This is a genomic window from Methylorubrum populi (assembly GCF_002355515.1).
GTDB classification, from domain to species: domain Bacteria; phylum Pseudomonadota; class Alphaproteobacteria; order Rhizobiales; family Beijerinckiaceae; genus Methylobacterium; species Methylobacterium populi_A.
This window is the reverse complement of sequence record NZ_AP014809.1, coordinates 835,001-850,000: the sequence shown is the minus strand read 5'-3', so window position 1 is coordinate 850,000 and position 15,000 is coordinate 835,001. Positions and strand designations below refer to the sequence as shown.

The following is a 15,000-nucleotide window of genomic DNA, read 5'->3' as shown; positions in this document are numbered from 1 at the left end:
ACGTCACGCGGCTGTCCCAGCCCGAGCGGCTGCGCCGCGCCATCGAGACATTGGGGCCGACCTTCATCAAGTTCGGCCAGATCCTGGCAAGCCGGCCCGACCTGCTCTCGCCGGTCTGGACCGACGAGCTGGAGAAGCTGCACAGCCAAGTCAAACCGGTGCCGTGGGCGTTGATCGGCCCGCAACTCGAGGCCGATCTCGGGGCGCCGCCCCAGGAGGTGTTCGCGGAGTTCGATCTCAACCCGATCGCGTCCGCCTCGATCGCCCAGGTCTACCGGGCGCGCCTGCATTCCGGCGAGGAGGTCGTCGTCAAGGTCCTGCGGCCGGGCCTGCGCAAGATCATCGAGGCGGACCTGCGGCTGATGGCGCACGGCGCCCGCATCGTCGAGGCGGAATGGCCGGAGATGGCCCGCTACCAGCCTCAGGAGCAGATGCGCCACCTCGCCAACGGTCTGAACGGCGAGCTCGACCTGCTCAACGAGGCCCGCAACTGCGAGATGATCGCGGAAATCTTCGCCGGGCGCGACGACATCGTTATCCCGAAAATCTTCTGGGAATGGTGCTCCGAGCGGGTGCTCGTCCAAGAGTTCATCCACGGCATCTCGCCGAACGACGCCGCCGCCCTGCGGGCGATGGATGCGGACAAGAAGGCGCTGGCGCAGAAGGGCTGCGACGCCTTCCTGCGCATGGCGCTGATCGAGGGCGTGTTCCATGCCGACCCCCATCCCGGCAACCTGCTGATCCTGCCCGGCAACCGCATCGGCTTCATCGATTTCGGCATCGTCGGACGTTTGTCGCAGAAACGGCGTCAGCAACTGCTCGTCCTGATCGGCGCGATGCTCAAGCAGGACGTCGACGGCCTGATGGCGACCTTGCTCGACTGGACCGGTACCTCGAACCCGGACCTGAGCAAGCTGGAGCAGTCCGCCCAGAACTTCGTGCAGGCCCATTCCTCGATCCCGCTCAATCTCGGGCTCGTGCTCACCGACTTCATGACCATGGCGCGCGAGAACGACCTCGCGATGCCGACCGATCTCGCGATCCTGTTCAAGGGGCTCGTCACCGCCGACGGCGTGATGCGGCAGCTCGATCCGGGTTTCGATCTGTTCGCCGCCGCCGGGCCCACCGTGCGGGCGAGCATGCGCTCGCAGTTCTCTCTGCGGGGGCTGATGCGCAAGGCGGAGTCGCTCGGGAGCGGCCTCTACGGCGCAGCCTCCGAACTGCCGACGCTGATCCACCTCATGCTGGTGCGGCTCAAGCAGGGGCGCGTCACCGTCGAGATTGAGCTGAAGGGAATGGACAAGCTGGTGCGCGGCATCGAGCGCGGCGCGGCGCGGGTCGCCGTCGGCCTCGTCGTGGCGGCCTTCGCCACCCAGCTCGCACCGCGGCTGATCGACCTCGGCACGCCGGCCTTCGTCATCATCGGTATGACCGTAGCGATGCTCGGCATCGGCTGGCTGGTGCTGCTCGGCCGCGACCGCTGAGGCGGATGGGTCGTCGGGATCCATCGGGCGGGCGCGGCCTCCGCCCGGGGGCGGGGGCCGTGGCAGTCCGATCGATTCGATGGTGCGTTGATATGCGGGCTCAGGCCCGGACGACGGGCTTGGCCTTGAGGGCGGCGGCGAGCGCCTTGAGCTGACGGTCGAGGTCGGCCAGTTCGTTCAGGGCGATGGTCTTGTGGCCCGCCTTGACCGCGCGCTCGATGTCGCTGACCTGCGAGGAGGCCATGCGCTTCAGTTCGGTCGCGAGTTGGTCCCTGGTCATCGGCGCTCCTTTCATCACCAGGCTCGATGGGCCGGTGATAGGGGCTTAGGCTTAACCGGGGGTTTTCTCGGCGGCGTTCGCGTTCACCGTCCCGATCGTTCGGAACGGCCGCCGAGCAGGCTCCCGAGAGCCAGGGCTGCACCGGCGCCGAGGACGGCCACGCCGATTCCGCTCAAGGTCGAGGCCGAGGGCAGGCGTTTGCGCGCGAGCCAGCCTCCGTCCGACGCCGTGCCCTCGCGGACCGGCGCGCGCAACGCCCCGTGTGTCTTGGGGGCGGGGCGGGCCCGGTCGAGGGTCCGGTTGAGGGCAAGGCCCATCAGGTGCTCGGTCGGTCCCGGCGCCAGCGCGTAGGCGGCCTGGGCCGCGCGGGCGGGCCAGCCCACCGCGATCTCGTCGCGGGGATGGCGCACGACGTGGACGAGGGTCTCGGCGACCTCCTCCGGAGCGTAGAGCATCGGGCCGGGGTCGAGGGTGCGGCCGGAGACGTTGGCGCCGTGCACGAAGCCCGGCGTGTCGACCATGGCCGGAAACACCGCGCAGACATGGATGTGGGGGAAGCGCCGCACCTCCTGGCGCAGGCTGGCCGAGAAGCCGCGCAGGCCGAACTTGCTCGCGGTGTAGGCGGCGGCGAACGGGGCCGGCGCCCAGCCGCCCAACGAGACCATGTTGACGAGAACGCCCCGCTCCCGTTCGAGGAAGCGGGGCAGGACGGCGTAGGCGCCGTGCATGGCGCCGAACAGGTTCACCTCGACGGTGCGGCGATGCAGGTCGAGCGGCGCATCCTGGAACGGGCCGAACACGCCGGTGCCGGCATTGTTGATCCAGGCGTCGATGCGGCCGAAGCGCTCCTCCGCCGCGCGGGCCAGGGCCTCGACCGCCTGCGGATCGGTGACGTCGGTGGGCACGGCGAGCGCCGCCGGACCGATGCGGCCGCACTCCTCCGCGAGCCGTTCGAGCGGCTCCCGGCGCCGGGCCGCGACGACGACGTGGGCGCCGGCCCGGGCGAAGGCGAGGGCGGCGGCGCGGCCGATGCCGCTCGATGCGCCGGCGATGACGACGACGGCTCCGTGCAGGTTCTTCAAGGCGGACTCCCGGCCACGGCGTCCGACCCGGAGGAGCGGACGCGTCCCTTCGGTACTGCGGAACAAATCAAAGGATCGGCTTGCCGCCGGTCACCGCCACCGTGGCGCCGGAGACGTAGCTCGACTCGTCGGAGGCCAGCATCACGTAGACCGGCGCGAGTTCCTTCGGCTGGCCCGGCCGCTTCATCGGCACCTGCGAGCCGAACTGCTTCACCTTCTCGGTCGGCATGGTCGAGGGGATCAGCGGCGTCCAGATCGGCCCCGGCGCGACGCAGTTCACGCGAATGCCCCGCTCGGCCAGCATCTGCGCGAGGCCGCCGGTGTAATTCTGGATTGCCCCCTTGGTGGTAGCGTAGGCGAGCAGTTGCGGGCTCGGCGTGTCGGCGTTGACCGAGGTCGTGTTGATGATGGATGCGCCCTCGCCCATATGCGGCAGCGCCGCCTTGGTCAGGTAGAACATCGCGTGGATGTTCACCTGGAAGGTCTTCTCCCACTCCTCGTCGGAGATCTCTTCCGGGGCGGTGAAGGTCGCCTGATGCGCGGCGTTGTTGACGAGCACGTCGATCCGCCCGAAGGCCTCCACCGCCCGCTCGACGATCCGCCTGCAATGGGCGGCCTCGCCGATATTGCCCGGCACCAACACGGCCTTGCGTCCGGCCTCCTCGATCAGACGGCGCGTCTCGGCGGCGTCCTCCTCCTCGTCGAGATAGGAGATCAGCACGTCGGCGCCCTCGCGGGCAAAGGCGATCGCAACGGCGCGGCCGATCCCGGAATCGCCGCCGGTGACGATCGCCTTCTTGCCCTCCAGGCGGCCGGACCCTTTGTAGCTCGTCTCGCCGTGGTCCGGCTTCGGGTCCATCGCCCGCGTCGCGCCGGGCATCGGCTGCGGCTGATCGGGGAAGGGAGGCTTGGGAAAGGATTCCATGAGCCGGGCTCCGGTGTCTTGGATGGGACGCGTGGGGGCGTACGCGTCGGGATGTCGGGGAATGCCCGGACAACCCCGCCGGGCTGGGGGAGTTCGACGGAAATTTGACCCGCCCCATCGGTCTCGCGCCGTGTTTCGATGCATGGGGGTCATCGCCCGCCGAGCCGCCGGGGCGCGATCATGGGCGCCGCGCAGCCCTCAGACGTGGCGAATCTCAAGGAGAGAACGAGCGGATGCCGACCGATCAGGCGTTGCGTCACGGGGAGGATCAGATGGGAAGCGAGCGGGCCGCCCCGGACGACGCGCGGCAGGAATCCACCGCCGAGACGGCGCGCCGGGCCGATCGCGACACCAGCCGCATCCGCTGGCTGCGGGATCAGGTCACGCGGCTCCACAAGCGTCTGCCCCTGCGCCGCCGCTTCGCCGGCGGCCTCGCCCACGGGATCATGTCGTCGGTCGCGGCCATCGCCGCCTATCTGCCGACCCAGCTTCTCGGCCTGCAGGAGGGATTCTGGGCGGCGATCACCGCGGTCGCCGTGGCCCAGACCGAATTCGGCGCGACCCGCTCCACCGCCCGGGACCAGTTCACCGGCGCCGCCATCGGCGGCCTCATCGGGCTCGCCGCCTACCTCACCCTGGGACCGTCCGTGCCGACCTACGCTTTGGGCGTGGTGCTGGCGATTCTCGCCTGCTGGCTCCTCAACGTGGCGAGCGCCTGCCGCCTGTCCGGCATCACCGCCACGATCATCCTGCTCGTGCCCCATCTCGGGCCGGTGGAGCGCATGGCGGGTTCGCGGGTGCTGGAGGTCGGCTGGGGCGTGAGCGTGGCCATCGTAACGGTCTGGCTGGTGACGCGGGTGAACCGCTGGCTCGGGGTCAAACTGTAGCGGCCGATATCCTCGACGGAACTTGGCCGTACGCGCTCGGGGTTTCCTGCGGCGATGCCCCGGTGGCATCACCGGTCGAACCGCGAGGACGTTTCATGAAGGCATTGTGCTGGCACGGCAAAGGCGACATCCGCTGCGACACGGTGCCAGACCCGTCGATCGAGGAGTCCCGCGACGTCATCATCAAGGTCACCTCCTGCGCGATCTGCGGCTCCGACCTCCACCTGATGGACGGGCAGATGCCGACGATGAAATCGGGCGACGTGCTCGGGCACGAATTCATGGGCGAGGTGGTCGAGACCGCGCCGGGCTTCACCAAATTCAAGAAGGGCGACCGCATCGTCGTGCCCTTCAACATCAATTGCGGCGAGTGCCGCCAGTGCAAGCTCGGCAACTGGTCGGTCTGCCAGCGCTCGAACCGCAATGCCGAGATGGCGGCGGCGCAGTTCGGCTTCACCACCGCCGGCCTGTTCGGCTACTCGCACATCACCGGCGGCTACTGGGGAGGCCAAGCCGAGTACGTGCGCGTGCCGATGGCCGACGTCGCGCCGATGAAGGTGCCCGACGGCATGGACGACGAATCCGTCCTGTTCCTCACCGACATCCTGCCCACCGGCTGGCAGGGCGCCGAGCATTGCGAGATCAAGGGCGGTGAGATCATCGCCGTGTGGGGCGCGGGGCCCGTCGGGCTGTTCGCGATCCAGTCCGCCCAGATCATGGGCGCCGAGCGGATCATCGCCATCGACACGGTGCCGGAGCGCCTTGCGCTGGCCACGAAATACGGCGCGACCGACATCATCGACTTCGCCAAGGAAGACGTGTTCGAGCGCATCAAGGAGATCAGCCGCGGCGAGGGCGCCGACGGCGTGATCGACTGCGTCGGCATGGAGGCCAGTGCCGGGCACGGCCTCTCCAGCGTGATCTCGACGCTGCAGGAGAAGCTGACCTCGACCGAGCGGCCCTACGCGCTGATGGAGGCGATCCGGGCGGTGCGGCCCTGCGGCATCGTCTCGGTGCCCGGCGTCTATGGCGGGCCGATCCCCGTCAATATGGGCGCGATCGTGCAGAAGGGGCTCACCATGAAGAGCGGCCAGACGCACGTGAAGCGCTACCTCGAACCGCTGACCAAGCTGATCCAGCAGGGCAAGTTCGACACCGCCTCGCTGATCACCCACCGCTCCACCGACCTCGCCGACGGTCCCGACCTCTACAAGACCTTCCGCGACAAGAAGGATGGCTGCGTGAAGGTCGTCTTCCACCCGAACTGAGCCGAGCAAAGACGAGGAAAAGGGAATCTGGAGCGAGCCATGGCAGGCAAGGACGGCCTGAAATTCGGTGAACTCGGCCCGCGGGCCGCCCATCTCTGCGTCGACGCGCAGCGGATGTTCTCCGAGGAGACCGACTGGCACACGCCCTGGCTCGCCCGCATCCTGCCGAACATCGAGCGCCTCGCCGCCGCCCATCCGGAGCGGACCGTCTTCACCCGCTTCGTGCCGATCCGCTCGGCCGAGGAGGGGCGGGGCGCGTGGCGGCGCTACTACGAGCACTGGCCCAAGATGACGCTCGATGCGCTCGGGCCGGAGATGGTCGAGCTGATGCCGAGCCTGACCCGGTTCGTGCCGCCGGCCAAGGTCGTCGACAAGCTCGTCTACTCGCCCTGGATGGGGCCCGATCTGGAGCGGATGCTGGAGGCGAAAGGCATCGACACCCTCGTGGTGACGGGGGGCGAGACCGATGTCTGCGTGCTCGCCACCATCCTCGGCGCGGTCGATCGCGGCTACCGCGTCATCGTCGCCTGCGACGCGGTCTGCTCGTCGGCCGATCAGACCTACGACGCGATGATGTTCCTCTATCAGAGCCGCTTCGGCGAGCAGATCGAGACGGCCCCGACCGCCGAGATCCTCGACGGTTGGAGCTGACGTGTCGCGCTGACTTTTGCGGTCGACCGCCGGTAATCCGGCGCCGCTCTCCTCAAATCGCGAGAAACTGAGCCGTTGGCGGCCGGGTTCACCGGCTGACACTCTCCGGGACGACGCTTGCGCGTCGAACGCCCGGCCGCTTCACGAGACAGGAGATGCGCATGCCGAGCGCTGCCAAGAAGCCGCTCGACCAGCAGGTCATCGTTATCACCGGCGCCTCGAGCGGCATCGGGCTTGCGACCGCGCGCATGGCCGCGGCGCGCGGCGCCCGGGTCGTGCTCGCCGCCCGCAACGGGGACGCCCTGGCCGAGATCCGGGCCGAAATCGAACGGCAGGGCGGAGAGGCGCTCGACGTCGTCACCGATGTCTCCGACCGCGCCCAGGTCGAGGCCCTGGCCCGGACCACGATCGAGCGCTACGGCCGCATCGACACCTGGGTGAACGATGCCGGGCTCTCGATCATCGGACGGCTCGAAGAGATCGAGGACGGCGATCACCGGCGCCTGTTCGACGTCAACTTCTGGGGCGTGGTCTACGGCTCGCTCGTCGCCCTGCCGCATCTGAAGGACAGCGGCGGCACGCTGATCAATCTCGGCAGCGTCGCCTCCGACGTCGCCTTCCCGCTCCAGGGCATGTACAGCGCGAGCAAGCACGCCATCAAAGGCTTCACCGACTCCCTGCGCATCGAGCTGAAGGAGGAGGGGGCGCCGGTCGCGGTCACCCTGATCAAGCCGGCGGCGATCGACACGCCCTTCCCGGCGAATGCCCGCAACTACACCGACCGCGAGCCGAAGCTGCCGCCGCCGGTCTACCGCACCGAGGAGGTCGCCGAGGCGATCCTTCACGCCGCGGTGCATCCCCGCCGCGACATCTATATCGGTGGCGGCGGCCGGATCATGAGCGCGGCCCAGGCCGTCGCGCCCCGCGTCTTCGACACGGTTGGGAGCAGCATGGCGGGCCTGCAGCAGCGCGAGGAGCCGCCCCGCGACCCGGAAGGGTCGCTCTACCGGGCGGGCACCGGTGGGCGCACCGCCGGGAGCCATCCGGGCTACGTGATGCGGCGCAGCCTCTACACGCGCTCCGCGCTCCACCCGCTGACCACCGCGGCGGTCGTCGCCGGCGTCGGGCTCGCCGCCGCGGCGAGCCTCATCGGCGGCAGCCGCCACCGCTGAGACGGACCCACCCGCGGACGCGCTCCCCTGCCGAACCGGTCCCCAACTCGGCGGAGCGCGTCCCAGCCGATCCCCGTGGATGCGCCGAGAGGAGCCGACGTGGCGAGCCTGGACAAAACCTTCGATCTCTTCTCGGCCCTGCTCGCCTCCGAGCAGCCGGTCCAGGTCGGCGAGGCCGACGAGGCGATCTGGGCCTATCTCGCCGCGTATGACGGTCTCGAGGCGCAGATCCAGGCGCTCGACCGCCTCGGGCAAGGCGTGGCGGGCCTCAATGCATCCTCCGCCTTCATGCCGATCCTGCTCGACGCCCTCGACCGCCACCGGGCGCGGCTCTCCGAACCCTCCGCCTGAACCCCAGCCGATCACCGCGGCTCCGGGTTCTGCAGCATCCGTTTCCGAAAGGGTCTCCTATCGGGCCAATGCGAAAGCCTCGCCGAGAGAACGCGTCGCGGCATGGCCTCCCAGCGTATCCGCGTCCGAGGCGACCTGCGGCGCATCCGTACGGCCACGGTAAGCGCCGCCTCTGTCAATCAAGCGGGGCTATTCGATTCGCTCGACGCTCGAGATTGGCTGCTTTGCCCAATCGTCATGGAATTGTTCAAGAGCTTATAAAGCTCAGCTTGCAACACTGACGTGCGCAAAAGCCACAGGTGTCGGGACCTCCTCGCTGGCTGCGCGTAATTTGTTCCTCGAACAGTCGTGAATTGTCGGAAACCGAGGCATCGGTTGCCGTCATATTATCGCCTCTTGTTCGCGTAGAGTGCGGGCATCTCACAGATTGGCGGTACGGACAGCGCGGGCGACGGCGCACCGTACGTTCACCCTCGTCGCTGAGTTGGATCACGCATGCCCAAGTTCGCCCTCACCGCCGCTCTGGCCGCCGCGCTCGTCTCGCCGGCGATGGCGGGGGATTTCGACGGGACATGGTCGGTCCAGCTCGTGACCGAGAGCGGATTGTGCGACGCGCAGTACAGCTACACCCTCGCGGTGCGGGACGGGCAGGTTCGTCCGATCACGAACGCGTCCTCCGGCGGCACCACGGTGACCGGCCGCGTCGAGGCGGATGGCGGCGTCGGCCTGAACGTCGCGACGGCGGCGGCGAACGGCACCGCCTCGGGCCGTCTCCAGACTCGCTCGGGCTCCGGCACGTGGCGCGTCTCGGGCGGCCTCTGCACCGGCCGCTGGATGGCCAAGCGTCATACGGTTCGCACCGCCTCGGCCGAGTGACGGGACCGGAATTTTTCTGACGCGAGGGGCGGGCCCGCAAGGCCCGCCCTTTTTCGTGCGGGCGCGGCCTCGTCCCGTCAGACCGCCGCTTCGAGCCAGGTCCGCGCCTCGCCGATGCGGGCGCGCTCGAACACCTTGATCTGCACCGGCGAGACGAAGCCGAAGGTCTCGGCCACGGCCCGCAGCCAGGTCGCATCGGTGACGAGCGCCACGTGGCTCACGCCCTTCATCATCGAGATGCCGAAGCGGGGATCTTTGAAGAAGGCCGCCGGCTCCATGCCCTCGAAGCTGCGGATGTCTTCCAGGAGCTTGAGGCGGCCGCCCTTGTCGAGGTCCGCCTTCATCGCGGTCATCACCGCGTTCATCTCCTCGTCGGAGATCTTCCCATCGACGACGATCTCGGCGATCGCGGAATCGGGCTTCTTCTCGTAGGTCAGCAAGGTGCGGCGCTCCTCGATTGAGCCGAGGGCCAGAGACCGGGTGGTGACCTCGAGCCGGCGGCGAACGGACCCGATTATAGAAAGCTCTGCGGGTCCACGTCGATTGCGACCTTGAGATTACCCCGCGGCTTCGGTCCGCGGGCGAGCCAGTCCCGCAGATAACTCTGCACGTCGATGCCGCGCTCGGTCTTCACCAGAAGCCGGAAGCGCCAGCGCCCGCGTACCAGGGCGAGCGGCGCCTCGGCCGGGCCGAGCACGGTGACGCCGGCGGGCGGATCGGCAACCCGCGCCAGGGCTTGGCCGTGCGCCTCGGCCTTCTCCCGCTCCTCGCCCGACACGATCAGCGCCGCGAGCCGCCCGAACGGCGGGAGCCCCGCCGCCTCGCGGGCCCAGATCTCTTCCTCGTAGAATCGGTCGGCATCGCCCGAGAGCAGGGCGGCGATGACCGGGTGCTCGGGCTGGTAGGTCTGGACCAGGGCGCGCCCCGGCCGCTCGCCGCGCCCCGCGCGCCCCGTCACCTGCTGCAGCAGCTGGAACGTGCGCTCGGCCGCCCGCGGATCGCCGGAGGTGAGGCCGATATCGGCATCGAGCACGCCGACCAGCGTCAGGTGCGGAAAGTTGTGGCCCTTGGCCACGAGCTGCGTGCCGATGACGATGTCGCACTCGCCCGCCGCCACGGTCTCGAGTTCCTGCCGCAGCCGCTCGGCACCGCCGGGAAAGTCGCTCGACAGCACGACGATGCGCTGCTCGGGAAACAGCTCGGCCACTTCCTCGGCGATTCGCTCGACGCCCGGCCCGCAGGGGGTGAGGTGGTCGAAGGCGCCGCACTCGGTGCAGGCCTCGGGCTTGCGCTCGGCGTAGCCGCATTGATGGCAGACCAGCGCCCGGCGGAAGCGGTGCTCGACGAGCCAGGTCGAGCAGTTGCGGCACTGGTAGCGGTGGCCGCAGGCCCGGCACAGGGTGAGCGGCGCGTAGCCCCGGCGGTTGAGGAACAGCAGCGCCTGATCACCCGCCGCCAGCGTCGCCTTCACCGCGTTCACCATCGGCGGCGACAGGAAGCGCCCGCGCTCCGGCTTGTCGAGGCGCATGTCGATGGCCGCGATGTCCGGCAGCGGCCGCCCGCCGAAACGGCCGGGGAGCACGACGTGGCGGTAGCGCCCGCTTTGCGCGTTGACCCGCGACTCGATCGAGGGCGTCGCCGAGGCCAGCACCACCGGGCAGCCCTCGATCTTGCCGCGCACCACCGCCATGTCGCGGGCGTGGTAGTGGACGCCGTCCTCCTGCTTGTAGGCGGTCTCGTGCTCCTCATCGACCACGATCAGGCCGAGATTGCGGAACGGCAGGAACAGGGCCGAGCGGGCGCCGACCACCACCGAGACCTCGCCCGCGGCCACGCCCGCCCGCAGCCGCTCGCGGCGCTTGCCGCCGACGCCGGAATGCCAGGTGGCCGGCCGCACGCCGAAGCGCCCGGCAAAGCGGTCGAGGAACTGCGCGGTGAGCGCGATCTCCGGCATCAGCACCAGGGCCTGCCGCCCCTGCCGCACGCATTCGGCCACCGCCTCGAAATACACCTCGGTCTTGCCCGAGCCGGTCACGCCTTCGAGGAGGACCGTCTCACCGGTCACCGTCTCCGCCGGGGCGGCGGCGTTCGCGATCAGGGCGTGCGCGGCCTCCGCCTGCGCCTCCGAGAGCGGCACCCGCGGATGGTCCGGGTCCGGCGGCAGGGCCACGGGCTCCGGCATCAGCGCCACCGTCTCCAGCGCGCCGTCGTCGATCAGCCCATCGACCACGCTGAGCGACACGCCCGCCTCCTTGGCGAGCGCGCTCTTGCCGCGCACGGCGCCGTCGGCGGCCACCGCCATCACCTTGCCGCGGGCCACCGTCTGCCGGGCCGGCGGCTTGCCGGACGGGCGCACGCCGATCCGCGGCGCCTCGTTGCGGGCGGTCTCATCGGGCAGGCGCAGCGCCATGGCGAGCGCCGAGCCCTTCGGCGCCAGGGTGTAGCGGGCGAGCCAATCGACCAGCTTGCGCAGGGATTCGGAGAGCGGCGGCGCCTCGACCCGGCCCGTCACCGGCCTGAGGTTTCCTCCCGACGCCCGCTCGTCGAGCCCCCAGACCACGCCGATCGTCTCGCGCGGCCCCAGCGGCACCTGCACGATGTCGCCCGCGGCGAGGTCGAGCCCGGCCGGCACCGCGTAGCTGTAGGCGGTGTCGAGGGCGAGCGGGATCAGGATGTCGGCGACGACGGGCATGGAATCATGGGGGCTGCCTGATTTGTTCTATATATGTCCCGGATCGCGAAGGCGAATGCGATGAGGGACCGAAGGCGGGCACCTTATCGGATGCGGGGGAGGCCGCGCGCAACGGGAACGGCGGCCAGGCTCGCGGCGGTCATGACCCAGAAGCCCGTCGTGCCGAACCGTTCGTAGAGGAGGCCGCAGAGCAGCGTCATCAGCGCGGAAGCGAGACCGAGGCCGAAGGTGCCGTAGACCGTGAGCGCCGTCGCCCGGCGATGCTCCGGCACGATCGCCACGATGAACTGCAGGCAGGCGAGGTGCAGGAGCGCGAAGGTGAGCCCGTGCAGCGCCTGGATTCCGACGAGGACGGGCAGCCAGGAGGTCTGCGCCTGCACCGCCCAGCGCAGGGCGCCCGCCAGAGCGGCGAGGACCAGCGCCCGCTCCGGTCCGAACCGCGCGATGAGCCGCGGCCCGAGCCAGAGGAACACCGCCACCTCCGCCGCCACCGCCTCGGCCCAGAGCAGCCCTGCAACGCGCGGCGCGATGCCCGCGGCCTGCCAGACGATGACCGCGAAGGCGTCGTGCATGGCGTGCGCACCGATCACCAGCGCGGCGGCGAGCAGGAGGCGGCGGAAGCGGGCATCCGCGGCGAGCGAAGCGAATCCGCCGCCCGCGTCGCCGGCCGGGTTCGCCGAGGCCGGGGCCGACGGAAGCCGCCGCGTCAGCGCCGCCCCCGCTGCGAAGAGGAGGCCGCAGGCGAGCGGGCCGACGCCGTGCCCGAAGACCCCGACGAGATGGCCGGTGAGGACGGTGGTGGCGATGAAGGCGGCCGAGCCGGCCGCGCGAACGCGGCCATAGACGGCGCCGTCGCGGCTGCCGGCGAGCGCCACCGTATCGGCCAGCGGGGCGAGCGGCGCGGTGGCCGCCGCCTGCGCGAGGGCGACGGCGAGCAGCACGACGAATCCCTGGCCGCCGAGGAAGGCCAGGGTCAGCGCCGCCGAGAGGGCGAGCCCGACGGCGAGGAAGGCCCGCACGGCGCCGGAGCGGTCGGCGAACCGTCCGGCGAGCGGACCGGCGGCAAGCCGCACCAGCATCCCGGCGGAGAGCAGCGTCCCGATCTCGCTCGGTCCGAGCCCCCGCGTTTCGAGGAAGGCCGGCAGAAAGGGCGAGAGCGCGCCGTACCCGCCATAGAGGGCCGCGTAGAGCAGGAGGAGGCGGCCCGAACCGGCGGGGCCGTCACGCGGTCCGCTTTCCGCCGCCAGCACCCCGCGCCCCCTCCGTGCAAATCGCTGCGGCGAGGATGCCAGGAAATGTCGGCGGATCGAAGCCGGGCCGGCCGCGATCCGCTGCTTCCGTTCGCACGACGGCGCCGGCCTATTTCCGGGCTGCAGCCTCTTGCGCTCGCGCCGCCTGGGTGAGGCCGCCATAACCCCAGGCCTCCGCCGGTACCTCCTGCACGACGACGTAGGTCGCCAGAGGCAACGGCCCGGGCAGCATCCGCACCAAGAGATCGTGGGCCGCGGCCACGAACCGCGCCTTCTCCTCAGCCGTGTTGGTGCCCTGCGTCACCCGCGCCTCGACATGCGCTGCCGGTGTCACCGCCGCGCCACCGACGGACCAGCCGCCGGCCGGCGCCGGCTCGATCAGGACGGCGGTGAGATCCGCCCGCTTGCCGAGCACCTCCGCCATCAACGCGGTGATTCCCCGCTGGAGTGCGGCGACCGTCTCGCTCCCGGTCTCCGGGCCGGCGATCGTGACTCTGATGAAGGGCATGGCGTTCTCGCTGATCCGATGACGGCGGCCGATCCGCCGTTGACGCTTTCGATTGAACCGCGCAGCATCGTTCAGGAAAATCGCGTAGTTCTTCATCAACGCTTCGGAAAATCTGAACGATGGCGCTGCCCATCAACCTCGACATGGACGTCCTGCGCACCTTCGTGACGGGGATTGATCTCGGCAGCTTCGCGAAGGCCGCGACCCGGCTGGGCCGCTCGCCCTCGGCGATCAGCCTGCAACTGCGCAAGCTGGAGGATCAGGTCGGCCAGCCCCTCTTGCGCCGGAACGGCCGGGGGCTGGCGCTGACCGAGCCGGGGGAATTGCTGCTCGGCTATGCCCGCCGCCTGCTCGATCTCAACGACGCGGCGGTGAGCGCCGTTGCCGTGCCCGCCCTGTCCGGCTGGGTGCGGCTGGGTCTGCCGCAGGATTTCACCGAGACGGAATTGCCGGCGGTGCTCGCCCGCTTCGCCCGGCTGCACCCGGCGGTGCGGGTCGAAGCGCATGTGGAGCGCGACGCGGTCCTGCGGGCGGAGGTGGAGGCTGGCCGCCTCGATCTCGCCCTGGTCTGGGACGCGGCTCCCGCGGTGGGGGAGGGGACGCTTGTCAGCGAACTGCCCATGGTCTGGGTCGGACCGCGGGGGCATGCGGGGCTCGCCGCGCAACGTCCGCTGCCGCTCGCCCTGTTCGGGCCGCCCTGCCTCTTCCGCCACGTCGCGACCGAAGCTCTCGACGCTGCCGGCGTCCCCTGGCGCATCGCCTTCAGCAGCCCCGGCCTTGCGGGCCTGTGGGCGGCGGTGGCCGCCGGCCTCGGCGTCGGCCTGCGCACCCCGCACGGGTTGCCGCCATCGCTGCGCCCCCTCGATCCGGACGAGGCGGGCCTGCCGCCGCTGCCGAGCCTGCGCCTTCGCTTGGTTCGTGGCCCGAGCGCTGCCGATCCGGCAGTCGAGCGGTTTGCCGAACTCCTCGGCGCGACCCTCGCCGAAGCCAGCCGCACGACGGCCCCGCTTCCGTGACCGAGGGCGTCCTCCTCCTTCACGGCATCGCCCGCCGGGCCGCCTCGCTGCGTCCCCTGGAGCGGCGGCTGACGGCGGCGGGCTACGCCACGCTCAATCTCGACTATCCAGCCCGCCGGCTGGGGCTCGCCGACATCGCCGAGACGATCGCCCCCGCGGTCGCGGCCTTCGGCACCGACGTGACACGCCTCCACCTCGTCACCCACTCCATGGGCGGCCTCGTCGCACGTGTGCTCCTGGCCCGGCACCGGCCGAACCATCTCGGGCGGGTGGTGATGCTGGGACCGCCCAACGGCGGCAGCGAGGTCGCCGACGCGCTGCACCGCCTCGCGCCCTATCGCCGCTTCTTCGGCCCGGCCGGCGCCGAACTCGTGACGTTGCGCGGGCCGACGCAGGAGCGCCTGTTCGGCCCGGTCGATTACCCGCTCGGCGTCATCGCCGGCAGCCGCAGCCTCTATCCCCTGGCCTCCCTCCTGCTGCCGGGGCCGAACGACGGACGCGTCACGGTCGCGCGAACCCGCGTCGAGGGAATGGCCGACCACATCGTGCTGCCGGCTG

The 15,000-nt window shown here is 70.5% G+C and carries 16 protein-coding genes (2 of these 16 only partly in view); 9 read left to right on the top strand and 7 right to left on the bottom strand.

Translation table 11 applies throughout. From position 1 onward, the window contains the following. Positions 1-1,484, top strand: the 3' portion of a protein-coding gene (locus MPPM_RS03910; protein WP_096487707.1) for an ABC1 kinase family protein. 148 nt of this gene lie to the left of the window's left edge; only the last 1,484 of its 1,632 coding nucleotides appear in the window; its start codon lies off the left edge, out of view; it ends in the stop codon at positions 1,482-1,484. 100 nt (positions 1,485-1,584) lie between these two features. On the opposite strand, the gene MPPM_RS03905 is transcribed toward MPPM_RS03910, so the two are convergent. The 3 genes from MPPM_RS03905 to MPPM_RS03895 all read right to left on the bottom strand — a co-directional run bounded on the left by MPPM_RS03905 (position 1,585) and on the right by MPPM_RS03895 (position 3,771). Then, positions 1,585-1,764: a hypothetical protein gene (locus tag MPPM_RS03905; protein ID WP_012453251.1), complete on the bottom strand. Its 180-nt coding sequence runs from the start codon at positions 1,762-1,764 to the stop codon at positions 1,585-1,587. 83 nt (positions 1,765-1,847) lie between these two features. Beyond that, positions 1,848-2,846, bottom strand: a complete 999-nt coding sequence (locus tag MPPM_RS03900; protein WP_096487706.1) for an SDR family oxidoreductase — start codon at positions 2,844-2,846, stop codon at positions 1,848-1,850. 67 nt (positions 2,847-2,913) lie between these two features. Continuing rightward, the gene (locus MPPM_RS03895) at positions 2,914-3,771 is read right to left on the bottom strand and encodes an SDR family oxidoreductase (RefSeq protein WP_096483929.1); all 858 of its coding nucleotides are present in this window, start codon (positions 3,769-3,771) and stop codon (positions 2,914-2,916) included. Positions 3,772-4,004: 233 nt separating this feature from the next. Between MPPM_RS03895 and MPPM_RS03890 the strand changes: the two genes are divergently transcribed. The 6 genes from MPPM_RS03890 (at position 4,005) to MPPM_RS03865 (ending at position 8,976) form a co-directional block, all read left to right on the top strand. Beyond that, positions 4,005-4,658: an FUSC family protein gene (locus MPPM_RS03890; protein WP_096483928.1), complete on the top strand. Its 654-nt coding sequence runs from the start codon at positions 4,005-4,007 to the stop codon at positions 4,656-4,658. A gap of 95 nt (positions 4,659-4,753) precedes the next feature. Beyond that, positions 4,754-5,926 (top strand): zinc-dependent alcohol dehydrogenase, encoded by a 1,173-nt coding sequence (locus MPPM_RS03885; protein ID WP_096483927.1) that lies wholly within the window; start codon positions 4,754-4,756, stop codon positions 5,924-5,926. Positions 5,927-5,965: 39 nt separating this feature from the next. Beyond that, a complete protein-coding gene (locus tag MPPM_RS03880; RefSeq protein ID WP_096483926.1) occupies positions 5,966-6,577 on the top strand; it encodes a cysteine hydrolase family protein in 612 nt (203 codons plus the stop codon). A gap of 161 nt (positions 6,578-6,738) precedes the next feature. Beyond that, the gene (locus MPPM_RS03875) at positions 6,739-7,749 is read left to right on the top strand and encodes an SDR family oxidoreductase (RefSeq protein ID WP_096487705.1); all 1,011 of its coding nucleotides are present in this window, start codon (positions 6,739-6,741) and stop codon (positions 7,747-7,749) included. 99 nt (positions 7,750-7,848) lie between these two features. After that, positions 7,849-8,100, top strand: coding sequence for a hypothetical protein (locus tag MPPM_RS03870; protein WP_096483925.1), 252 nt, complete (start codon positions 7,849-7,851; stop codon positions 8,098-8,100). A 495-nt stretch (positions 8,101-8,595) separates the two neighbouring features. Beyond that, the gene (locus MPPM_RS03865) at positions 8,596-8,976 is read left to right on the top strand and encodes a hypothetical protein (protein ID WP_096483924.1); all 381 of its coding nucleotides are present in this window, start codon (positions 8,596-8,598) and stop codon (positions 8,974-8,976) included. A 77-nt stretch (positions 8,977-9,053) separates the two neighbouring features. On the opposite strand, the gene MPPM_RS03860 is transcribed toward MPPM_RS03865, so the two are convergent. The 4 genes from MPPM_RS03860 to MPPM_RS03845 form a co-directional block, all read right to left on the bottom strand. Next, the gene (locus MPPM_RS03860; protein WP_096483923.1) at positions 9,054-9,416 is read right to left on the bottom strand and encodes a SpoIIAA family protein; all 363 of its coding nucleotides are present in this window, start codon (positions 9,414-9,416) and stop codon (positions 9,054-9,056) included. Positions 9,417-9,490: 74 nt separating this feature from the next. Continuing rightward, positions 9,491-11,668 (bottom strand): primosomal protein N', encoded by a 2,178-nt coding sequence (locus tag MPPM_RS03855; protein ID WP_096483922.1) that lies wholly within the window; start codon positions 11,666-11,668, stop codon positions 9,491-9,493. Positions 11,669-11,751: 83 nt separating this feature from the next. Next, complete coding sequence (locus MPPM_RS03850; protein WP_096483921.1) at positions 11,752-12,918, bottom strand: MFS transporter; 1,167 nt, start codon at positions 12,916-12,918, stop codon at positions 11,752-11,754. A gap of 109 nt (positions 12,919-13,027) precedes the next feature. Beyond that, a complete protein-coding gene (locus tag MPPM_RS03845; RefSeq protein ID WP_173807870.1) occupies positions 13,028-13,426 on the bottom strand; it encodes a tautomerase family protein in 399 nt (132 codons plus the stop codon). Positions 13,427-13,545: 119 nt separating this feature from the next. On the opposite strand from MPPM_RS03845, the gene MPPM_RS03840 reads away from it, so the two are divergent. Both MPPM_RS03840 and MPPM_RS03835 read left to right on the top strand, forming a co-directional pair. Beyond that, entirely contained in the window at positions 13,546-14,442 is an 897-nt protein-coding gene (locus tag MPPM_RS03840; protein ID WP_096483919.1) for a LysR substrate-binding domain-containing protein, read from the top strand. Then, on the top strand, positions 14,439-15,000 hold the 5' portion of the coding sequence (locus MPPM_RS03835; protein WP_096483918.1) for a lipase family alpha/beta hydrolase. Its footprint extends 83 nt past the window's final position; only the first 562 of its 645 coding nucleotides appear in the window; the start codon lies at positions 14,439-14,441; the stop codon falls past the right edge of the window. The genes MPPM_RS03840 and MPPM_RS03835 overlap by 4 nt, the downstream gene beginning before the upstream one ends.